The 21,562-nt window shown below is 32.1% G+C and carries 19 protein-coding genes; 14 read left to right on the plus strand and 5 right to left on the minus strand.

Going from position 1 to position 21,562, the window contains the following annotated elements:
- The first annotated feature begins 118 nt into the window (after nt 1-118).
- Together KQA_RS0201470 and KQA_RS0201475 are read left to right on the plus strand one after the other, a co-directional pair.
- Entirely contained in the window at nt 119-3,124 is a 3,006-nt protein-coding gene (locus KQA_RS0201470; protein WP_010177398.1) for a tetratricopeptide repeat protein, read from the plus strand.
- Nucleotides 3,125-3,135: 11 nt separating this feature from the next.
- Entirely contained in the window at nt 3,136-4,854 is a 1,719-nt protein-coding gene (locus tag KQA_RS0201475; protein ID WP_010177399.1) for a TonB-dependent receptor, read from the plus strand.
- 71 nt (nt 4,855-4,925) lie between these two features.
- Here the strand turns inward: KQA_RS0201475 and KQA_RS0201480 are convergent, their stop codons facing one another.
- On the minus strand, nt 4,926-5,747 hold the full coding sequence (locus KQA_RS0201480) for a hypothetical protein (protein ID WP_010177400.1): 822 nt from the start codon (nt 5,745-5,747) through the stop codon (nt 4,926-4,928).
- A 45-nt stretch (nt 5,748-5,792) separates the two neighbouring features.
- Between KQA_RS0201480 and KQA_RS0201485 the strand changes: the two genes are divergently transcribed.
- Nucleotides 5,793-6,326, plus strand: coding sequence for a DUF2059 domain-containing protein (locus KQA_RS0201485; RefSeq protein ID WP_010177401.1), 534 nt, complete (start codon nt 5,793-5,795; stop codon nt 6,324-6,326).
- Here the strand turns inward: KQA_RS0201485 and KQA_RS0201490 are convergent.
- A complete protein-coding gene (locus KQA_RS0201490) occupies nt 6,321-7,025 on the minus strand; it encodes a class I SAM-dependent methyltransferase (protein WP_010177403.1) in 705 nt (234 codons plus the stop codon). The genes KQA_RS0201485 and KQA_RS0201490 overlap by 6 nt on opposite strands.
- Nucleotides 7,026-7,058: 33 nt before the next feature.
- Here KQA_RS0201490 and KQA_RS0201495 point away from each other — a divergent pair, with 33 nt between their 5' ends.
- Nucleotides 7,059-7,577: a YkgJ family cysteine cluster protein gene (locus tag KQA_RS0201495; protein ID WP_010177404.1), complete on the plus strand. Its 519-nt coding sequence runs from the start codon at nt 7,059-7,061 to the stop codon at nt 7,575-7,577.
- On the opposite strand, the gene KQA_RS0201500 is transcribed toward KQA_RS0201495, so the two are convergent.
- A complete protein-coding gene (locus KQA_RS0201500; RefSeq protein WP_010177405.1) occupies nt 7,574-7,849 on the minus strand; it encodes a DUF3817 domain-containing protein in 276 nt (91 codons plus the stop codon). The two genes, KQA_RS0201495 and KQA_RS0201500, sit on opposite strands and share 4 nt — an antisense overlap.
- Before the next feature lie 38 nt (nt 7,850-7,887).
- Nucleotides 7,888-9,123 (minus strand): exo-beta-N-acetylmuramidase NamZ family protein, encoded by a 1,236-nt coding sequence (locus KQA_RS0201505; protein WP_010177406.1) that lies wholly within the window; start codon nt 9,121-9,123, stop codon nt 7,888-7,890.
- 47 nt (nt 9,124-9,170) lie between these two features.
- Here KQA_RS0201505 and KQA_RS0201510 point away from each other — a divergent pair, with 47 nt between their 5' ends.
- The 4 genes from KQA_RS0201510 (at nt 9,171) to guaB (ending at nt 14,664) form a co-directional block, all read left to right on the plus strand.
- Nucleotides 9,171-10,403: an ABC transporter permease gene (locus KQA_RS0201510; protein ID WP_010177407.1), complete on the plus strand. Its 1,233-nt coding sequence runs from the start codon at nt 9,171-9,173 to the stop codon at nt 10,401-10,403.
- A gap of 29 nt (nt 10,404-10,432) precedes the next feature.
- Nucleotides 10,433-10,981: a GNAT family N-acetyltransferase gene (locus KQA_RS0201515; protein ID WP_010177408.1), complete on the plus strand. Its 549-nt coding sequence runs from the start codon at nt 10,433-10,435 to the stop codon at nt 10,979-10,981.
- Between the two features lie 87 nt (nt 10,982-11,068).
- Complete coding sequence (locus KQA_RS19415; RefSeq protein ID WP_010177409.1) at nt 11,069-12,976, plus strand: acyltransferase family protein; 1,908 nt, start codon at nt 11,069-11,071, stop codon at nt 12,974-12,976.
- Between the two features lie 215 nt (nt 12,977-13,191).
- Nucleotides 13,192-14,664, plus strand: coding sequence for an IMP dehydrogenase (guaB, locus tag KQA_RS0201525; protein ID WP_010177410.1), 1,473 nt, complete (start codon nt 13,192-13,194; stop codon nt 14,662-14,664).
- Nucleotides 14,665-14,732: 68 nt separating this feature from the next.
- On the opposite strand, the gene KQA_RS0201530 is transcribed toward guaB, so the two are convergent.
- Nucleotides 14,733-15,383, minus strand: a complete 651-nt coding sequence (locus KQA_RS0201530) for a YceI family protein (protein ID WP_010177411.1) — start codon at nt 15,381-15,383, stop codon at nt 14,733-14,735.
- Nucleotides 15,384-15,740: 357 nt separating this feature from the next.
- On the opposite strand from KQA_RS0201530, the gene KQA_RS0201535 reads away from it, so the two are divergent.
- From KQA_RS0201535 to KQA_RS0201560, 6 genes are all read left to right on the plus strand, one after another.
- Nucleotides 15,741-16,295, plus strand: coding sequence for a nucleotide exchange factor GrpE (locus tag KQA_RS0201535; protein WP_010177412.1), 555 nt, complete (start codon nt 15,741-15,743; stop codon nt 16,293-16,295).
- 14 nt (nt 16,296-16,309) lie between these two features.
- A complete protein-coding gene (gene dnaJ / locus KQA_RS0201540) occupies nt 16,310-17,422 on the plus strand; it encodes a molecular chaperone DnaJ (RefSeq protein ID WP_010177413.1) in 1,113 nt (370 codons plus the stop codon).
- Between the two features lie 374 nt (nt 17,423-17,796).
- Nucleotides 17,797-18,696 (plus strand): mechanosensitive ion channel family protein, encoded by a 900-nt coding sequence (locus KQA_RS0201545; RefSeq protein WP_010177414.1) that lies wholly within the window; start codon nt 17,797-17,799, stop codon nt 18,694-18,696.
- Nucleotides 18,697-18,707: 11 nt separating this feature from the next.
- Nucleotides 18,708-19,871 (plus strand): sigma-54-dependent transcriptional regulator, encoded by a 1,164-nt coding sequence (locus tag KQA_RS0201550; RefSeq protein ID WP_010177415.1) that lies wholly within the window; start codon nt 18,708-18,710, stop codon nt 19,869-19,871.
- Nucleotides 19,871-20,380 carry a hypothetical protein gene (locus KQA_RS0201555; protein ID WP_010177416.1) on the plus strand — a complete coding sequence of 170 codons (510 nt, stop codon included), beginning with the start codon at nt 19,871-19,873 and terminating at the stop codon, nt 20,378-20,380. Before KQA_RS0201550 ends, KQA_RS0201555 begins: the two co-directional genes overlap by 1 nt.
- 1 nt (nt 20,381) lies before the next feature.
- Nucleotides 20,382-21,248, plus strand: a complete 867-nt coding sequence (locus KQA_RS0201560; protein WP_010177417.1) for a PPK2 family polyphosphate kinase — start codon at nt 20,382-20,384, stop codon at nt 21,246-21,248.
- The last annotated feature ends 314 nt before the right edge of the window (nt 21,249-21,562 follow it).

A 21,562-nucleotide genomic window follows, 5' to 3' on the forward strand; every position in this document is an offset into this window, starting at 1 on the left:
GAAGGCAAAATATTTCAAGAATTTTTAAGTTTTACTTATTTAGTAATTATTGTAAATTAATTCCTTCATAGTGGGAGTATCTTAATATATTTGGAATAGGGTTTATTTTTTTAATTTCATGAAGAAAAGTTCGATTATTACCTGTTTTTTTGTGTTGATATCATCATTGGTTTTAGCACAGCAGACCGAAATTTATAACACCACCAACGGGTTATATCAAAGAGCAGTTGATTTATACAACAATAAAGAATTTGCTGCAGCTCAAAGTTTTTTTAGAAAAGTACAAGCTACAACTGTTGATCAAAATGTAAAAGCAAATACTTCTTATTACATTGCTCAATCTGCCGTGCAAATGCAACAGAGAGGAGCCGATGTTTTAATGACAAATTTTGTAACTGATTACCCTACGCACCCCAAACGTAATAGTGCTTTTTTTGGAGTAGGGAGTTACTATTTTAGTGTCGGAAAGTATGCGCAAGCCCGTAAATGGTATCAAGATGTTGATGAGCAGCGTTTGAGTGCACCAGCACTTGAAACCTTTTACTTTAATAAAGGATATTCATTGTATCATTCAAAAAGATATGATGATGCTAAAAAATCATTAGAGCGCGTTGTAGGCTCCGAAAAATATGGAGAGCAAGCAAAGTATTATCTGGGGTATATAGCTTACAAGGCTAATGATTATGACCAAGCAGATACTTATTTTAATGAAGTAAGTGATTCTGAAAATTACAATAAGAGCTTATCTTATTACAAAGCAGATCGTAATTTTAAAAAGGGGGAGTTTCAAAAAGCGATTGATAATGCAGAACCTCGCTTGGTGAATGCAAATACCAAAGATAAATCACAACTAAATAAAATTATTGGGGAAAGTTATTTTAACCTTGAAGACTATGAAAAAGCAGTTCCGTATTTAGAGGCTTATAAGGGAAACAAAGGAAAATGGAGTAATACCGATTATTATTTATTAGGGTATTCATATTACAAACAAGGGGAGTATAGCAAAGCAGTTTCTCAATTTAATAAAATCATAGCAGGTAAAAATGCAGTAGCTCAAAATGCTTATTATCACTTAGCGGATGCCTATTTAAAATCGGAACAAAAGCAACAGGCTTTAAATGCATTTAAGAATGCTTCGGAAATGAATTTTGAAGCTATTATAAAAGAGGACGCCACTTATAATTATGCAAAATTAAGTTACGAAATAGGGAATTCTTTTGAAAGTGTGCCCGCAGTGTTAAAAACATTTTTATTAAAATATCCAGATTCATCGCACAAGCAAGAAATAGCCACGTTGTTGGTAGATTCTTATTTGTCAACAAAAAATTACAAGGAAGCTTTAGTAGTTTTAGATTCAGGAAAAGGAACGGAAAATAAAAAAGTATTTCAAAAAGTGTTGTTTTATAGAGGGTTGGAGTTGTTTAAGGAAAAAGATTTTAAAGAAGCGATTCTTCTTTTTGATAGGGCAATTTCCACAGATGCCTTACCTGACTTTACACAACGTGCTCAGTTTTGGAAAGGAGAAAGTTACTACGCGTTAGAGGATTTTGTAATAGCAATTTCAAATTATAAAGCGGTAAAAGAAAGTGGTGATAATACTTGGGAAGAATTAAAGTTAACAACCTACCAGTTAGGTTACAGTAACTTTAAAATTAAAGCCTATGACAAGGCAATTGATTATTTTAAGAAATTTATAGCTTCAAATCCAGAGCAGTTTTATTTACAAGATGCCACATTGCGTTTGGCAGATAGTTATTTTGTGACGGCTAATTATTGGCCAGCAATGGAAACATACAATAAATCCATAGCTCAAAAGCACAAGCGTGCAGATTATGCTCATTTTCAAAAAGCAATTAGTTATGGTTTTGTAAATAAGCATGATCGGAAAATACAGGATTTAGAGGCTTTTTTAATTAACTTCCCAGATTCGGGTTACAGGGATGATGCTTATTATGCTTTAGCTAATGCATATGTGGCTAAAAATAATATCAATAAGGGTTTAGAAAATTACAAGCAACTTAGAAGTGAATTACCTAAAAGTGCATTTGTTTCTAAAGCACTTTTAAAAGAAGGCTTAATTTTTTATAACGATAATAAATCACAAAAGGCGTTAGATAAGTTTAAACTTTTAGTAGCAGAGCATTCAAATACTACAGAAGCTTTGCAAGCCGTTAAAACAGCCCGCTTGGTGTACATTGATTTAGGAAAAACAGATGAGTATGCGGAATGGGTTAAATCATTAGATTTTGTTGATATTTCTAATGAGGAATTGGATAATACCACCTACGAAGCAGCAGAAAAGCCCTACCAGGAAAATAATATAAGTAAAGCAATTGTTGGTTTTGAAAAATACTTGAAACAATTTCCTAAAGGTTTACATAAGCTGAATAGTCATTTTTATTTAGGACAATTGTATACTAAAAAAGGGGATAAACAACAAGCTTTGCCTCATTATTTGGCTGTTGCTGAAATGGATAAAAATGAATACACAGAAACGGCTCTTTATAAAATTTCGCAAACCTATTTGGAAAACAAATCTTATGATAAAGCTATTTCATTTTTAAAACGTTTAGAAGAAAGTGCTGATTTTACTCAAAATAGCATATTTGCCCAATCTAATTTGATGAAATCATATTATGAACAAAAGCAGTTTGAAGAAACATTAGTTTATTCGGAAAAAGTACTAGTCAATTCAACTATTGAAACGAGTATTAAGGCCGATGCTCAAATTTATAAAGCTAGAGCAGCATTGGCACTTCAAAAAACAGGAATAGCAAAAAAAGCCTACGCAGAAGTAGCAAAAATAGCTACGGGTAAATTAGGTGCCGAGGCGATATATAACTTAGCTAATTTTAGTAATCAAAACGGAGATTACGAAATTTCAAATAATTATGTGCAGCGTTTAGCAAAAGATTATTCGGCTTATAAAGAGTTTGGAGCTAAAGGACTAGTACTTATGGCTAAGAATTTTTATGGATTAGGGGATGCCTATCAAGCTACTTATTTGTTAGAATCAATAGTAAAGGAGTTTACAAGCTACCCCGAGGTTATAAGTGAAGCTAAAGAATTACTACAAAAAATTAAAGCAGAGGAAGCTAAAACAAATTCATCAATCAAAGAATAAGTAACGTATTTATGAGTTTATTTTTTAATAATAGAAGTGTACTATTTGTTGTGTTTTTTATTGGAGTATTAGGTTATTCCCAAACAAAAAAAGAAGAAAACGATACTTTGAGTACCGAAAAGGTGGTGATAGTAAAAACATTTAATCCTACGATTAATGATGCTTTTAAGATTCACCCAGAGCCTAATTTTGATGAAAAAGAAGCATCTATTAAGGAACCCTTAAAGTTTCAGATCAATTCCGTGCCAGTGGCAAGTACTTTTGTGCCCGAAAAAACAAAATCAATTGCTGTAAAAAAAGAAGCCCCAGAAGCCTCATTTAAAAATTATGCGTTATTAGGAGCAGGAAATTTTGGAAATGTTTTAGCTGAAGTATTTAGTAGTATTGATATAAATAAAGAAAGTCAATTTACAGCTTTGTTGGAGCATCAATCATCTCAAGGCGGTATCAAAAAGGTAAGGCTTGACGACTTTTTTTATGATACGGGGGTACAACTAAGCTTTGGAAAACAGCAAAAACGTAAACAATGGACAATAGACTTAGAAGCACAACATCAATTGTATAATTGGTATGGTTTATCCAGTAATTTAGAAATTCCCGAAGAACAATTTAATGCCATTGATCCATCACATAGTTTTATTGATGTTAATTTAGGAGGGAATTTACAGTTAGATCATGAGGTGTTTAATACGGCTAATGTTAGGTTTAGACATTTTAGAGATGATTATGAGAGTACAGAAAATAACTTAAAACTGAATCCTAAATTTACAGCACCTTTGGATGATTATCCTATTTCGATACCCATAATTTTTGATTATTTAAGTGGTGAGTTTGCAGATAATAATGTGTTTCAAGGTTCGAAATATAGTTTTTTAATATTAGGAGTTCAGCCTACTATAGCATTAAATTTTAAAGGGGTAGATGTCAAAATTGGAGTTTCAGGTTTTTTAAGTAATGATTTTGAAAATAGTGAGTTAAAATTAACAATCCATCCTAATTTAACCGCTAATTATAATTTTAACGCTTATAATTTAAGTGTTTTCGGAGGAGCTACAGGTGGTTTAAAACAAAATACATATCATGAAGCCATTGAAAAAAATCCGTTTGTTGCTCCTGGAATTGGAATCACTCCAACAAATCAGGTATTTAATGCATTTGGAGGCGTGCAAGGACAATGGCAAGAAAAATTTTCATACATGTTAAAGGGAGAAGCGGAGTTTGTAAAAGACTATGCCTCTTTTATTAAAAATCCGATATTGAATTCAGCAACAGAAAATTTGAATTATGGGTTTAATAATTCTTTTGGATATTTTTATCAAGATTATGTAGCGGCAAAAATTACTGCCGAAGTTGGTTATGAGGAGCAAGGTTTATTTAATGTACTTTTGCAAACAACTTTTGCTAGATATAATGAGACACCAAGGCAGCCTTTAAATATACCCGCTTTTACAACAAGTGCTAGGGGGAATTATATTGTTAATAGTGCATGGAGTATTGGAGCTAATATTTTTTATGTGGGAGTTAGAGAAGACCGTGATAGATTAAATAGTGATTTATATACAGAATTAGACGGTTACTTTGATCTTAATTTACGTGCAGATTATAAAATTACAGATCAATGGTCGGCTTTTGCATTAGGGAATAATTTAACAGGACAAAATTACGAACGTTGGTTAGACTACCCTGTACAGGGAATTCAACTTTTAGTAGGTGCTAAGTATAAATTTTAGCTATGTGAACTTGGATGCTGAGTTTGTTTATTGCCAATATTTATTAAGGAACTCTTAATTTAATTGTTTAATTAGCGACCTCCATTGGCTTGTAGGTCTTTTACACATAAAGGATCAAGTTCTAATGCTTTTATGTTTCCCATTAAATTGCTTTCAAAAAGTGCGTTGGCTTGCATAAGGCAACCTCTAACATTGCAATGTTTATTAGGCTTACCGTTTTCGTCTGTGTCTTCATGAGGTGTTTGCATTCTAGTTCCTAAATTAACTAAACCAAGCAAATGGCAAAATTCATGCTGTAATGTAAAAGTTTCAACTCTAGCTAAAACTTCATCGGGGATAACTGAATTACTTTGATTAACTATTTTTTTTAAAGTATTTTCGTAAACAACCATAGATGTATTTCGATAAGCAGAGCCTAAAACCAAACTAGACATAGAATCGTTATCATTATTCATTTCTCCTTCAGAGTTTTCTGGATTAGCATCGGCATCACTAAAGTAAATGAAAATAGCATGTTGGTTAGGCGTGCTTAATTGTGTGCGGTTTTTTTGTTCAATGCTATCAATTTGTTTTATGCTAAGCTTTTTTTTATTGGTGCTAGCAATGCTACGTTGAATAACTTGAACACCGTTTGATTTAAATGTTCTTTTTTCAATAAAATTAACAAGATTTTCTACGGCTTCTTTTTTGGGTTCAAAACCTTTTACAGCAACTAATTCTAAAATCAATTTGTTATGCGTTTTTGAACTTAATAGTTCATTTGCAGAGTTTCCTGTACTTTGTAAATTTAGTATTCGAGGATTCCGATTGCCGTTTGAATCGTCATCACTTGCACAGGCTACAATGAATATAGTTAGTGCAATTACTTTGAAAAAAGTTTTAATAGATATCATTCTTATGATTTTATTACATTTGTCTAACGCAAAAAATACTTATTTATGAAATTCAAATGTTTTAGTTTAGTATTATTTTTAATACTCTCCTTACAATCCACAGCGCAACAATCCACATTAACTGAGTCAATAACTCAGTATTTAAATATTAATGGGACTACAGAACAATATGAACATGCTGTAAGTTCGTTGTTAGTGATGTTAAAACAACAATACGTATCAAAGAATGTTCCAGAAACGGTATGGGAGGAGTTAAATCAGCAAAAACCTACAGCAATTAATCAAATTAAAGCCATGTTAGTTTCGGCTTACCGCACACATTTTGATCAAACGGAAGTTAATGACATGATTGAGTTTTACAAAACGCCAACGGGTCAACAAATGATAACGGATCAAACAAAGTTGACTCAGGATGATCGTGATAAAATGTCATTTTTTTATAATTCACCAACCGGTAAAAAGATTTTAGAAGAAAGTGATGCATTAAATCAATCCGTAAGTGAAATTAGTGAGAATTGGAGTAGAGCATTATATAAGTCTATGACAGCAAGACTTACAGAAAAAGGTTATGATCTATAGTGTTAATCTAGCTAAATAGTCATAATGTGCTCCTTCAATAATTAACTCGCAGTTAAAATTATTAAATGCTGCAGCACGTTGTAATGTATTGTAATCTACATATAGCCAGTCAAATTTTTGACTGGTTTTGTTTTTATATTCCAATTGGTATTGCATTTCACCATAATAGCCTTGTGCAGCATCTACCCAATATTCGCCATTTTCATCTTCAAATAAATAAATGAGATCCGATGAATCTATAAGGATTTGTCCATTGGAGGTTAGTAAGCTTTTTAATTTGTTAAAAAAAGAAGCAAAATTAGTTAATGTTCCTACAATACCACTACCATTCATTAATAGTAAAATGGTATCATACGTGCCTTGATGAATATAAAAATCTTCATTTAAAACAGTAGTAACTCCTCTTTTTTTGCAAATTTCCACAGCTCCAGCTGAGGTGTCAATAGCAGTTAGGGTTAATTTTTTTTCGTTTTGAAGGTGCAATGAATGACTACCAGCTCCACAGCCTACATCGAGTACTTTTCCAAAAGATAAATCAAGCGCTTTTTGCTCAACTTTTGGCATTTCATTAAAAGTTCTAAACAAGTAAGGAATAGGAATTTCATCATCATCAAATTCATTTGATTTTACAATAATTGAATTTGGAATGCGAGTTTCAAAGTAGTCCGTTATGGCGGCGCCAAAAATGTCATTTTCCATGGTGGGTGTAAAGTTATGTTTTACATTTGCTGTATGCAAGAGGAAATTGATAGACTACCAAAAGAGGCAAAAGAGCAATTTAAAGAGAATAAGAAGTTTTTAGAGCGTTTGAGGCAAAAACCTCCGAAAAAATTGGATGTTATAATGCAAGATTTGCATAACAAAACATTTGATCAAATAGATTGTCTGGAATGTGCCAATTGTTGTAAAACAACTGCGCCCATTGTTACTGATCGAGATACAGAACGTATTGCGAAACATTTAAAAATGAAAGCAGTTGATTTTGAACAAAAGTATGTTAAAGTGGATAGTGATGGAGATCAGGTTTTTAAAACTACTCCTTGTGAATTTTTGGCTCATGATAATTATTGTTTAATATATGATGTACGTCCAAAGGCATGTTCGGAATATCCACATACAAATAGGAAACGTTTCCACCAACTAAACAAAGTAACTTTAGCAAATACATCCATTTGTCCGGCTACATATAGAATGGTTGAAAAGCTTAAAGCACAGTTTGGAGTGCTAAATAAAAAAGAAAAACAACGTTAATTTTTTAAATATTTTTTATCGGCCCAAAAAGTTCCAAAAGGAATAATAGAGCATAAAAGAATAATAGCCGTTTGTTTGTTCGACCATTTTAATTCAGTCTTTAGGAAAATAGCAAAAACAACATAACCTAAAAATAAAACACCATGTACCATTCCTATAATTTTATTGGGCATGGGATTTTCAAATAAATATTTTAATGGCATGGTTATAAAAAGAATGATTAGGAATGAAATTCCTTCGAGTAAAGCCAGTATTCTAAATTTTTGAAGCATGTTTGTTTTTTGTGGTAAAGATAACTTCCGATAAAATATTACGGGTATAATAAATACTTTTTTCTAATCAAATTAAATTGATCTAAATCCTTTTGCCAAGTAGCCTTAATTTGTTTAGCAGTCATTCCGGCTTCAATTTGTTCTTGTAGTTGATCTGTACCAGCTAATTTTTTAAAAAATGAGGTAAAGAATTCATTTTTATTAGGGCTTTGTTTGTAAGCCTTAAGTAACCAATTTAAATGTAATTGGTCCAGTTTTTTATGCTGTTGTAAATTTTCGCCATAACATAGTTTTGCTTCAAATTTAGGGTGTTTAGCACCGGGTTTAGGAGTTGGTGTAAAGCTAAAATCTGTTTTAGAAAAATTTGGAGCTCCGTATAGTTGAAATTGTAAATCTGTGCCTCGACCTACACTTACATTAGTGCCCTCAAATAGACACAAACTTGGATATAAATTTATTGATTGATCATTGGGTAAATTTGGTGAGGGTTTTATGGGCAAGGAATAGGCAGTGGTATGGGTGTAATTTTTTAAAGGGATAACGCTAAGTTCACATGTTAGTTTGTTGGCTAACCATTGTTCGCCATTAATCATTTTGGCATATTCACCAATAGTCATTCCATGTACTATAGGTATAGGGTGTAAGCCAACAAAGCTTTTAAATTTCGGTTGTCGGATAGGTCCATCCACATAATGTCCATTTGGATTGGGTCTGTCAAGCACAATAACTAGGATGTTGGCCTCAGCAGCAGCTTCCATAATATAATGCAGTGTCGAAATGTAAGTATAAAAACGAGCGCCAACATCTTGGATGTCAAAAACAATACAATCAATGTCCGAAAGCATTTCGGGATTAGGTTTTTTATGCTTCCCGTAAAGGGAAACAATAGGCAGGCCAGTAGCAATATCTTTACCATTTTTGATCACTTCACCGGCGTCGGCAGTACCTCTAAACCCGTGTTCGGGAGCAAAAACTTTTTTTAAATTAACCCCCCTGCTTAGTAAAGAATCTACTAAATGTATAGGTTGTTTTTTTATGTTAAAAATAATACTGGTAGGGTTTGCGACTACGGCTATTTTTTTTTCTTTAAGAAGTTTTAAATAGGAAGTTATTTGTTGCGCGCCTGTTAAGATACTTGTTGTTTTCTTTTTTTCTTTAACAGAAGAAATGACTGTATGATCAATTTTAGAAGCCGTTTTTATTGAAGGATTTGGTTTTCCACAAGAAAATAAGGGGAAGACTAGTATTAAAAATGTATTTTTGAAAAAGGTCATTAACCATGAAAAATATCTTTTTCGAAGATTAAACGGATTAGTATACATTGAATTTTGAGTATTTCATAGCCCAAAGGCTGATTAAAGAAAAGGCTTTTGCCAAAAATATATCATCACCTATTGTAAAAATAGCCATTATAGCTATTGCTTTAGGGATCATAATGATGCTTATTGCGATCGCTACAGGTGTTGGTTTACAACGTAAAATTCGTGAAAAAATAGCACTTTTTAATGGGCATATTGAAATTTCTAACTTTGATAATAATTCAAGTCAAGTTTCTATAAAACCGATTACCACAAATCAAACTTTTTATCCTAATTTTTCTGAAGTGCCCGAGGTCACCCATATACAAGGAGTAGCTACAAAAGCAGGAATTGTTCGCACAGAAACCGATTTTGAAGGAGTTCTAGTAAAAGGAGTTGGGTCGGATTATAAATGGGATGTATTTGAAACCTATTTGGAACAAGGAAGGTTGCCTAATTATAATGAAAAAATAAATGAAGAGGTGCTTATATCTAGTTATTTAGCCAATAGATTAGGCTATAAGCTAGGAGATAAAGTAGTGACTTATTTTTTAAAAAATGATAAAGCGCGTACCAATTTACGTTCCTTTGTAGTTACTGGAATTTACAATTCGGGTTATGAAGAATTTGATAAAGCCTTTGTGATAGCGGATGTGAGACACATACAGCGTTTAAATAAATGGAAAAAAGATGAGGTAGGTGCTTTTGAAGTTTTTGTTACTGATTTTGATGCAGTAAATCGTATCAATGCGGCCGTTTATAAAAACATTCCATCTAATTTAGATAGTACATCCATTTCTCAAAAATATGGAAACATTTTTCAATGGTTGAATATGTTCGATTTTAATATTGCGGGTATTATTGGTATCATGATATTAGTGGCGGGGATCAATATGATTACTGCGATTTTAGTGCTTATTTTAGAACGAACACAACTCATAGGAATGCTGAAAGCCATGGGGAGCTCTAATGTGAGTATTCGTAAAATATTTATGTATAATGCTACATACATTATTTTAAAAGGGCTCTTTTGGGGTAACTTAATTGGGCTTGTTTTAATAGGGATTCAGTACTTTTTTAAAGTGATTACGTTAAACCCTTCGGATTATTATGTGAAATACGCGCCAGTGCATATCACCATTCAGCAAGTTTTAGCTTTAAATATAGGAACATTAGTATTATGTGTTTTAGTACTTTGGATACCATCTTACGTAATTACAAAAATAGCTCCTATAAAAGCAATTAAGTTTCAATAGTTGTTTGTACGATATAATTTTTTAATTTAATGAAGGCAAGACTGGTTGATAATGATGCTGATTTACATCAGATTTTAGCTATTCAAAAAGAAAATCACTTAGATAATGTCTCCATAAGTAATAAAAAAGAAAGAGGTTTTGTGACTGTAAAACATGATTTTGAAGTGCTAAAAAAGTTGAATTCAAAAGCACGTCAAATAATAGTTAGTGATAAAAATGAAGTAATAGGCTATGCTTTAGTAATGCTTAAAGAATTTAAAGACTTGATTCCTGTACTTATTCCCATGTTTACACTTTTTGAAAGTATTCAATACCGAGGAAAAAAATTAAGTGAATTGAATTATTATGTAATGGGACAAATATGTATTGCAGATGGGTATAAACGTAAAGGTCTATTTGAAAAGCTATATTTAAAACACAAAGAAGTTTATTCTGAGCAATTTGAGTATTGTATAACTGAGGTGTCATCAAGTAATATTCCATCCATGAAGGCACATGAAAAAGTTGGTTTTAAAACTATTTCTACCTTTTGTGATACTACCGATGAGTGGAATGTTTTGTTATGGGATTGGCATTAGTAATAGGGTATAATTCAATTTTAATATTCAATGTGCTATTGATAATTAATGTAATTTTGCTTTTTTTCTAATTAATTGAAATGAGGAATGAGTAAAAAACACTTTTATAGACCCGATATTGATGGATTAAGAGCTATAGCAGTAATGCTTGTTATTTTATTTCATGCAGGTTTTACAAGTATTAGTGGAGGTTTTGTAGGGGTTGATATCTTTTTTGTGATATCGGGTTTTTTGATTACAAGCTCAATTAATAAACAAATGAGTCAGGGAACTTTTTCGTTCCAAAATTTTTACTTGAAACGAATACGACGTATTATTCCAGTATTGGTTTTTATCATGTTTATTGTAACAATACCTGCTTATTTTATATTGTTTTCAGATGATTTTGAAAATTATTCCAGAACTATTATTCATACTATTTTAAGTACAAATAATTTTCATTTATGGATTAAAAGTAATGATTATTTTGCCGAAAGTACAGAATTAATCCCCTTGTTGCATACTTGGTCGTTATCTGTTGAAGAACAGTTTTATATCATATGGCCTCCACTACTATTGTTATTGCACAAAAAGTTCAATTTAAAAAATAGGTTGTTAGGAGTGATTGTGTTACTGTTTTTAAGTTTTATGCTCTCGGTATTTTTAACACACATAAATATGCAAATGGCTTACTTTTTATTGCCGGCACGATTGTTTGAAATGTTAATGGGAGGGGTGTTAGCAATTTTTTGGTACAAATTACCTGAGTTTTCTAAAATTCAAAACCATATAATTTCCAGTGTGGGATTTTTTATGATGCTGCTTCCTGCATTGTTACTTACTCAAAATGATAGTTTTCCTGGGATTAATGCTTTATGGCCATGCTTAGGTGCTAGTTTGTTTATTATTTCTGGAAAAGAGGCATCAAAAATGGGAGTATTTAATACTATATTAAAAATTCGTGTTTTGGTCTTTATTGGGTTAATTTCTTATTCTATGTATTTGTGGCATTGGCCATTATTAGTTTATGTAAAATATTTAGGTTTTGAGTTGACTAAACCGATAGCATTAGGAGTAATTATTTTAACTATTTTACTATCCTATTTGTCATGGAAATTTATTGAGCAACCTTTTAGGTATCGTTACATTTATGATTTTAAAAACACATTATTAAAAGTGCTATTACCTAGTGTTATCATTTGTGTAAGCTTATATGGAGTCATAGACCATTTTAATGGTTTTCCAAATCGTTTTACAGCGCTAAGTGAATTTGATAAGGATGCTAATTTTCCAAGTAAATTGAGACGTAATTGTTATAGGAAGTTAAGGATTGGAAATATTGAAGAGTGTGGTTTAGGTACTCCCAAAGATCAATTAGATGGTATGCTTATAGGTGATTCATTTGCCAATCATTCCGCGGCATTTTTAGAGGTGTTAGCAAACGATGCCCATATGTATTTTCATGATAGTGCAGCAGGAGGCTATCCGGTGTTAGCAGATGTTGACGATATTACAGGGGAATATAGATATGATCCAGAATTTGGAGAAAAAAGATTAGCCTTAGCAAAAAAATATGAATATGTAATTTTAGCAGCAAATTGGGAGCGTTTCTTAGATAAAAAATCTAAAAATTACCAGTTGGTACTTAAAACTGTAGGGGAGTTAGTGGAAACGGGAAAAAAAGTAATTGTAATAGATCCATTACGAAAAACCACTCCTATGGATCTACATAAGATGAAGATGTTTAAAGTAAGGAATATTGCTAAGATTAAAAAAGAAGATCTTTTGGTGCCTTTTTATAAAAGACCAGACGATTATATAGTATATGAATTCAAAAGAAAATTCCCAACTATAAAGATTGTTAATCTGAATACAGTAATGTGTAACGGTAATTATTGTGATTATGAAATTAATGATAATATAGTATACCGTAATAGTAATCATTTAAATACAAGTGGAGCACGTTTACTTGGAGAACGATACTTGAAACAATATGGAAATCCATTAAAAAAATAACAATTAGCCACTGTTATAGTAGGGGCATTACACGGTAATGAAGGATAAATAGATAGGGTTCATTTTTTTTTAAAACTTACTAAGTTTAAATTGTTGCAGATCAGTATATTGTTAATTTTTTACTTAATGAATTAAGTATGTAATAATTATTAATTAAAATAGTTCAATCTGGTCAGAAACAATTATATTTGCATGCAATTAAATCCTTAATTGCCATGATAGCACACGAATCAAAAATTGTTGGAGAAGGTTTAACCTACGACGATGTCTTATTAGTTCCAGCATTTTCAGAAATTCTTCCACGCGAAGTTAGTATTCAAACAAAATTTACTAAAAACATAACCATAAATGTTCCGATTATTTCGGCAGCAATGGATACGGTTACAGAGTCGAGTATGGCAATTGCTATGGCTCGTGAAGGTGGAATAGGAGTGTTACATAAAAACATGACTATCCAACAACAAGCTAGTGAAGTTCGAAAAGTAAAAAGAGCTGAAAGTGGTATGATCATAGATCCAGTTACTTTGCCATTAACTGCTGTAGTAGGTGATGCAAAAGCGAATATGCGTGAGCATAGGATTGGAGGAATTCCTATAGTAGATGAACAAGGTAAATTGGCAGGAATAGTAACTAATAGGGATTTGCGTTTTGAAAAAGATGTTGACAGACCTTTAATAGAGGTAATGACAAGCGAAAATTTAGTTACAGTGTCCGAAGGGACTAGCCTTAAAGATGCTGAGGTAATTTTACAGAAAAATAAAATAGAAAAGCTTCCTGTGGTTAATGAAGATCATATTCTAGTTGGTTTAATTACATTTAGAGATATTACTAAATTGACACAAAAGCCCAATGCAAATAAAGATCAATTTGGTCGTTTACGTGTTGCTGCAGCATTAGGAGTTACTGCGGATGTGGTTGAAAGAGCAACAGCTTTGGTAAATGTTGGAGTAGATGCTGTTATTATTGATACAGCCCATGGACATACTAAAGGCGTTGTTGATGTATTGAAAAAGGTGAAAGCAGCTTTTCCTGATTTAGAAGTAATTGTTGGTAATATTGCTACTGGTGAGGCCGCAAAATATTTAGTTGAAGCAGGTGCTGATGCGATTAAAGTTGGAATAGGACCAGGGTCAATTTGTACAACACGTGTTGTAGCTGGAGTTGGTTTTCCACAATTTTCGGCAGTACTTGAGGTGGCAGCAGCCATTAAAGGTACGGGGGTTCCAGTAATTGCCGATGGAGGGATTCGATACACAGGGGATATTCCAAAGGCCATTGCAGCTGGAGCAGATTGTGTAATGCTTGGTTCATTATTGGCAGGGACTAAGGAGTCTCCAGGAGAAACAATTATTTTTGAGGGACGTAAATTTAAGTCATATAGAGGAATGGGATCTGTTGAAGCCATGAAAAAAGGCTCAAAAGATCGTTATTTCCAAGATGTGGAAGATGATATTAAAAAATTAGTTCCTGAAGGAATTGTAGGTAGAGTTGCATACAAAGGAGAATTAAATGAAAGTATCCATCAATTTGTAGGAGGCTTACGTGCTGGAATGGGGTATTGTGGTGCTGCTACAATTGAGGATTTAAAAGAAAATGGACGTTTTGTGAAAATCACAGCAAGTGGAATTAATGAAAGTCATCCACATGATGTTACTATAACAAAAGAAGCTCCAAATTATTCTAGATAATTAGATCTATTCATAAAAAAAGCGACTTTTAGTCGCTTTTTTTTATAAATATTGGGTGCAAGTTAGCTTTATTTTGATGCTGTAACTGCAATTTGAATACCCACATTATCTTTAATTAGGTAATCTCCTAATTTTGCAGGATCAGCAAATTTACCCGAGTTATATTTTACGCCCCACTCAGTTCGATCAATTTCAAATTCATCACTAGTAATAGTTACTGTGTTGCCATTTACAGAAACTGTTGCAGGGAATTCAATATTTTTCTTAATTCCTTTTATGCTTAGGTTACCAGCTATAACAGATTTTCCGTTTTTAGGAGTAACACTTGTAATTTGAAAAGCAGCACTTGGGTGTTTAGCTACATCAAAAAAGTCTTCATTTTTCAAGTGACCAATTAATTTGTCATAGTTTTCTCCAGCAGGAAGATCGGAGCATTTAATTGTATTTATATCAAAAATAAAGTTTCCACCAACTAAGTCATTTCCTTTAACTTCAATTAATCCAGCAGAAGCATTAATAGTTCCTTGGTGTCCTCCAACTATTTTGTGTGCATTCCACTTAATCATAGTTTGCGCGGGAACGGCTTTAAACTTTTCGGCAGTAACAACTTGTTCAACAGTTTTTGCATTAGTAGTTTCGACTTCTTTATTTTTTTTACATGAAATAAAACTTGCAGTAAGTACAGTAACGGCAAGAATATTAATAAGCTGTTTTTTCATTTTAATAAGTTTATGTTAAAATTTTTCTATTCAAAAGTATAGGTTTTGTGGCTTTTAAATCTTAATTAATTATTAAATTCTTAAAAGGGCACTTGATTTTAAGAAGTAATTTTAAATTTATTAACGTCTTTTTTGTTGATTATTAGGTTTTTTGGATTTTGATATTTAGGGTTTTAACAATCATTTTTTGTTTGAATAATTCTTACAAAAAACATTTAATGACATATTGGCATATCAATTGAATTGGCAGTACTTTTGCACACTAGTTTTAAACCTATTAAAACCTTCGGTAACGAAGTTCTGGTGTATAATTTAGGTTAAGCATTAAAAAATAGAAGTAAAAAGAACTAAAGTAACATGAGTACAAAAGATAAAGCTAAAGAAACAGTGGATGAAATAATCCAAGATTCAACTAAAGATGCGAAAGTAGAGGAAAAAGAAACTCAACCAGTAGAAGAAAAAGATGAGTTAACGCTAGCCAAAGAAGCAGCTGCTGTTGAAAAAGATAAGTTTTTACGTTTGTTTGCCGAGTTCGAAAATTATAAAAAAAGAACTTCAAAAGAGCGTGTTGAATTATTTAAAACTGCAGGTCAAGAAGTTTTACAAGCCTTATTACCAGTTTTAGATGATTTTGATAGAGCAAGTAAAGAGATTGAAAAGTCAGAAGATGAAGCTTTAAAGCAAGGAGTGACACTTATTCATAATAAATTAAAGGATATTTTAAAGTTAAAAGGCTTGGAGCAGGTTGAAGTAAATACTGCCGATACTTTTGATGCAGATATCCACGAAGCAATTACGCAAATTCCAGCACCAAGTGATGATTTAAAAGGAAAAATCATTGATGTAGTTGAAAAAGGATATAAACTTGGTGATAAAATCATTCGTTACCCTAAAGTGGTTACGGGAAACTAATTAATTAGGAAATAATGAAAGAAGATTTCTACGACATACTTGGTATTAGTAAAGGAGCTAGTGCTTCCGAAATAAAGAAAGCTTACCGTAAAAAAGCGGTACAATATCACCCAGATAAAAATCCGGGAGATGCGGAGGCTGAAGAGAATTTTAAAAAAGCAGCAGAAGCTTATGAAATATTAAGTGATCCAGATAAAAAAGCTCGTTACGATCAGTACGGACACCAAGCCTTTGAAAATGGTGGAGGTGGAGGTGGCTTCGGCGGTATGAATATGGATGACATTTTTAGCCAGTTCGGAGATATTTTCGGAGGCGGAGGTGGTTTTGGCGGCTTCGGTGGCGGTGGCGGAGGACAACGTCGTTCCAAAGGGAGTAATCTTCGTATTCGTGTAAAGCTTACCTTGGAAGAGATTGCTAATGGAGTTGAGAAAAAAGTAAAAGTAAAACGAAAAGTTCAAGCAGATGGAACTACATATAAAACTTGTGGTACCTGTAATGGAAGTGGTCAAGTAGTTCGTATTACCAATACTATTCTAGGACGTATGCAAACTGCCGCTCCTTGTAATGCATGTGGGGGTAGTGGTCAGCAAATTGATAAAAAACCGAATGGAGCAGATGCTCAAGGGCTAATTGTTAATGAAGAAACGGTAAGCATTAAGATACCTGCAGGAGTGCAGGATGGTATGCAATTAAAAGTTTCAGGCAAAGGGAATGAAGCGCCAGGAAATGGATTTGCAGGGGATTTATTGGTTGCCATAGAGGAATTAGCACATGAAAGTTTACAACGAGAAGGTGATAATTTACACTATGATTTATATATAAGTTTTTCGGATGCTGTTTTAGGTGGATCAAAGGAAATTGATACCGTATCGGGTAAAGTACGTATTAAAATTGATGAAGGTGTACAAAGTGGTAAAATTTTACGCTTACGCGGAAAAGGGATTCCAAACTTAAATGGCTATGGTAAAGGAGATTTATTGGTACATGTAAATGTTTGGACTCCAAAAACTGTAACTAAAGAGCAAAAAACGTTTTTTGAAAAAATGAAGGATGATGATCATTTTTCACCTAGTCCAGAAAAGTCAGAAAAATCTTTTTTTGAAAAAGTGAAAGATATGTTCTCGTAATTAACACGTTAGTTCTAATTTTTTGTCTATATTTGATAAAACACTTGTTAAAACGAGTGATTTTCTTTTTCATAGCAATTTTTTTCCCATCCTATTTTAATTAATAGGGTGGGTTTTGTTTTTTAGCATACTTATAACTCATATAAGTATGCTAATTTTAAAACTATTTTATAGCAATTTTATTATGTAGTCTTTGTTAAATTCGGAACCTTACAAAAAGTAATACAAAATTTAAAATGATTATATGATTAATGAGATTTTTGATCAGTTTTCATATTAGACAGATTGAATCTTTATTATAACCAGTATTTTTTTGAGTTAGGTTAAAAATGAGTATTATAGCATAAAAAATATTTTTTAGTTAAATTCAATACATGATCATTTTATTTCTACAGCAAAAAATAGCCGAAAAAGTTGTAGACACATTAGACAAAAATGTGTGGCAAAAAATACGTGAGATTCTTACTTTAAAATTAGAGTTGGGTGCATTTAAAATTAGTATTCTTTCCCTTATAATTGTTATAGTCACATTTATTGTAACCAAATATGCATTATATTTTATAACTAAATTAATTACTAAAAGACTAGACAAGGAAAATGTACCTAAGTTTGAATCACTATTTAGTTTTATAAAATATTTTATATATGCTTTAGTGGGTGTAATGGTTTTTCAGGCTTTGGGTATCAATTTAACACCAATTTTAGCGGCTTCAGCAGCTTTATTGGTCGGAGTTGGATTGGCATTACAAACTTTATTTCAGGATATTTTATCTGGAGTTTTTATTCTTATTGATCGCACTGTAATAGTTGGTGATATTATTGAATTAGATGGAAAAGTAGGACGTGTTGAAGAAATAAAGTTGAGAACAACTCGTGCTGTAACTATAGATAATAAAGTTTTAGTAATACCAAATCATAAGTATTTGACTAAAAGTTTATTTAATTGGACTCAAAATGGTAAAAAAACTAGAGATACAGTTGCAGTAGGAGTAGCCTATGATAGTGATGTTAATTTGGTGAAAAAGCTATTACTTAAAGCGGTTCATGAGAATAAAAAAATATTGAGTGAACCAGAGCCCATCGTACTTTTTGAGGATTTTGGTGATAGTTCATTACAATTTAAGGTAGTATATACCATTAGCGATAGTTTTATGGGAGCTATCCCCAGGAGTGAATTACGATTTGAAATTACTAGATTGTTTAGAGAACATAATATTCAAATTCCTTTCCCTCAACGTGAAATACGTGTATTGAGTGATCATAGGAATAATTAAAAAATAAGTATATGTCAAAAATTTTGATTATCGAAGATGAAGCAGCCATACGTAGGGTGTTGGTTAAAATCCTTTCGGAAGAGAATGAAGCCTATAAAGTATCGGAAGCAGGTAATGGTTTAGAAGGAGTTGAGCTTATTAAAAAAGAAGATTTTGATTTAGTACTTTGTGATATTAAAATGCCAAAAATGGATGGTATTGAAGTCTTGGAGGCTATAAATAAAGTAAAACCAGAAATACCAGTTGTTATGATTTCGGGTCATGGTGATTTGGAAACAGCCGTAAATACAATGCGTTTGGGAGCTTTTGATTATATATCTAAACCACCAGATTTAAATCGCCTTTTAAATACAGTACGAAATGCTTTAGATAGAAAAGAACTTGTTGTAGAAAATAAGCGATTAAAGAAAAAGGTTTCCAAGAGTTACGAAATGATTGGTAATTCGAAAGCAATTTCTGAAATAAAGGAAATTATTGAAAAAGTAGCCCCCACAGAGGCGCGTGTTTTGGTAACGGGACCAAATGGTACAGGTAAAGAATTAGTGGCTCATTGGTTACATGAAAAAAGTGAACGATCTAAAGGGCCTTTTATTGAAGTGAATTGTGCAGCCATACCTTCAGAGTTAATCGAAAGTGAACTTTTTGGCCACGTTAAAGGAGCATTTACCTCAGCAAATAAAGATAGGGCAGGTAAATTTGAGGCTGCTAATGGGGGAACAATTTTTTTAGATGAAATTGGCGATATGAGTCTTTCAGCGCAAGCAAAAGTATTGAGAGCTTTACAGGAGAGCAAAGTGCAGCGTGTAGGTAGTGATAAAGATATTAAAGTAAATGTACGTGTTGTTGCTGCGACGAATAAAGATTTAAAAAAGGAAATTGAGGACAAAAAATTTAGAGAGGATTTATACCATCGTTTAGCAGTAATTTTAATAAAAGTGCCTGCGTTAAATGATCGTAGAGATGATATCCCTGAATTGATCAATCATTTTTCAAAAAAAATAGCTGAAAGCCAAGGGACAATACCAAAAGATTTTTCTGATGAAGCTGTTAAACTACTACAAAAATACGATTGGACAGGTAATATTCGAGAGTTACGTAATGTGGTAGAACGTTTACTAATTTTAGGAGAAAAAGAAATTAGTGAAAATGACGTAAAATTATTCGCATCTAAGTAATGAAATTATTTAATACGTTATTTTTATTTTTTATAGTAAACTCAATTTTAGCGCAACATGAACCTGGGGCTTGGGTTGTAGGTGTGCAAGGTGCAGCAAAGGTAGATAGGATTTCTGATGTAGGAGGAAGTTTTCAAGTACATTATGCTCCCAATTGCTATTCTACTTACATTGCAGAGGTAGGTGTTTTGAATACAAAAGATGGCATAGTACCCGAATTGGGAATAACCATAAATTCAATTATGTTCAATTTTCAAAGTTGGATGATAACAGGAGGTATGGGCTTTATTATGAACAGTGCAGAATTATCTAAAAAAGAGCAAGACGATGCTATTTTTGCATTTTCGGATGGAAAAAATAGCTTTGGTGCTTTACTAAAAATAAGAACATTAGTTCCCATAAATAAATGGTGGCAATTAAGTTCAGCATTTAATTTTAAAAGTGTAGGAGGTAAATTTTCGACAGTCACTTTAGGTATAATTTATGAATTTCCATTAAAAGGTTATTAATATGAAAGCAGAAAAAGCAAACAGTAGTTTTAAAATTTCAGATGCTAAAACAACTATCGATATAGGATTATCGGAAGATGAATTGAAGGATGAATTAAAAAGTGTTCGTAAAAAGTTAGGTAAACTACAAGATACCCTATATGCTCATGGAAAATATGCCGTATTAGTTTGTTTACAAGGGATGGATACGGCTGGAAAAGATAGTTTAATTCGTGAGGTTTTTAAAGATTTTAATACCAGTGGAATAATTGTACACAGTTTTAAAGTACCTAGTACAATTGAACGTAATCATGATTATTTGTGGAGGCATTATATAGCACTACCTGCGCGAGGTAAATTTGGGATTTTTAATAGGACACATTATGAGAATGTTTTGGTCACTAGAGTACATCCAGAATATATTTTAGGGGAAAATATTCCCCACATTAGTTCTGTTAATGACGTAGATGATAAGTTTTGGAAACAACGTTTTGAACAAATTAATGATTTTGAAAAACACTTAACTCAAAATGGAACTCTAATATTCAAATTCTTTTTGCATTTATCTAAAAGGGAACAAAAAAATAGATTACTCAGAAGGCTTGAAAAAAAAGATAAAAATTGGAAATTCTCACCTGCCGATTTAAAAGAGCGCAAATTATGGGATGCGTATCAGGATTGTTATGAAGATGCTATTCGTAACACTTCAACACTTCAGGCTCCTTGGTATGTAATACCAGCAGATCATAAGCCAGTGGCCCGATATCTAGTGGCAAAAACATTATATGACAGTTTAAGTGCTTACACTGATATTCAAGAGCCTGAATTAGAGGAGGATGTTGTTTTTGAATTAAGAAATTACCTACATCAGTTGAAAAGCGAAAAATAAGGTTTTAACATTTTAGTAGTTTAAGTTGTTAAAACTTGTTTTTTTGACATTTTTGTTGTGTTAAAATTGTTAAATCTGCATTTTGAAATCGATGAAAGGCAGAATTTGATAACATGTATTTTTATTTAGTTATCAAATTGGATAAAATTTATTTAGTATTTATAAATGTTTTTTTGGTTTTTTGGTCTTTTGTATAAGTGACGAAAACATTTTCGAAAAACCTATTATGCTGAAAAACAATATTTTATGAAAGAAAAATACTACACAAAATTAATGTAGTAATATTCTTACGTTTATAAAAGTGCTTACGATAA

This window comes from Aquimarina agarilytica ZC1 (genome assembly GCF_000255455.1).
In the GTDB taxonomy this organism is placed as follows: Bacteria; Bacteroidota; Bacteroidia; order Flavobacteriales; family Flavobacteriaceae; genus Aquimarina; species Aquimarina agarilytica.

Bases quoted from the DNA above. Each gene is read 5' to 3' on its own strand.
- KQA_RS0201470 (WP_010177398.1), top strand. From the start codon at position 119: ATGAAGAAAAGTTCGATTATTACCTGTTTTTTTGTGTTGATATCATCA.
- KQA_RS0201475 (WP_010177399.1), top strand. From the start codon at position 3,136: ATGAGTTTATTTTTTAATAATAGAAGTGTACTATTTGTTGTGTTTTTT.
- KQA_RS0201480 (WP_010177400.1), bottom strand. From the start codon at position 5,747: ATGATATCTATTAAAACTTTTTTCAAAGTAATTGCACTAACTATATTC.
- KQA_RS0201485 (WP_010177401.1), top strand. From the start codon at position 5,793: ATGAAATTCAAATGTTTTAGTTTAGTATTATTTTTAATACTCTCCTTA.
- KQA_RS0201490 (WP_010177403.1), bottom strand. From the start codon at position 7,025: ATGGAAAATGACATTTTTGGCGCCGCCATAACGGACTACTTTGAAACT.
- KQA_RS0201495 (WP_010177404.1), top strand. From the start codon at position 7,059: ATGCAAGAGGAAATTGATAGACTACCAAAAGAGGCAAAAGAGCAATTT.
- KQA_RS0201500 (WP_010177405.1), bottom strand. From the start codon at position 7,849: ATGCTTCAAAAATTTAGAATACTGGCTTTACTCGAAGGAATTTCATTC.
- KQA_RS0201505 (WP_010177406.1), bottom strand. From the start codon at position 9,123: ATGACCTTTTTCAAAAATACATTTTTAATACTAGTCTTCCCCTTATTT.
- KQA_RS0201515 (WP_010177408.1), top strand. From the start codon at position 10,433: ATGAAGGCAAGACTGGTTGATAATGATGCTGATTTACATCAGATTTTA.
- KQA_RS19415 (WP_010177409.1), top strand. From the start codon at position 11,069: ATGAGTAAAAAACACTTTTATAGACCCGATATTGATGGATTAAGAGCT.
- guaB (WP_010177410.1), top strand. From the start codon at position 13,192: ATGATAGCACACGAATCAAAAATTGTTGGAGAAGGTTTAACCTACGAC.
- KQA_RS0201530 (WP_010177411.1), bottom strand. From the start codon at position 15,383: ATGAAAAAACAGCTTATTAATATTCTTGCCGTTACTGTACTTACTGCA.
- KQA_RS0201535 (WP_010177412.1), top strand. From the start codon at position 15,741: ATGAGTACAAAAGATAAAGCTAAAGAAACAGTGGATGAAATAATCCAA.
- dnaJ (WP_010177413.1), top strand. From the start codon at position 16,310: ATGAAAGAAGATTTCTACGACATACTTGGTATTAGTAAAGGAGCTAGT.
- KQA_RS0201545 (WP_010177414.1), top strand. From the start codon at position 17,797: ATGATCATTTTATTTCTACAGCAAAAAATAGCCGAAAAAGTTGTAGAC.
- KQA_RS0201550 (WP_010177415.1), top strand. From the start codon at position 18,708: ATGTCAAAAATTTTGATTATCGAAGATGAAGCAGCCATACGTAGGGTG.
- KQA_RS0201555 (WP_010177416.1), top strand. From the start codon at position 19,871: ATGAAATTATTTAATACGTTATTTTTATTTTTTATAGTAAACTCAATT.
- KQA_RS0201560 (WP_010177417.1), top strand. From the start codon at position 20,382: ATGAAAGCAGAAAAAGCAAACAGTAGTTTTAAAATTTCAGATGCTAAA.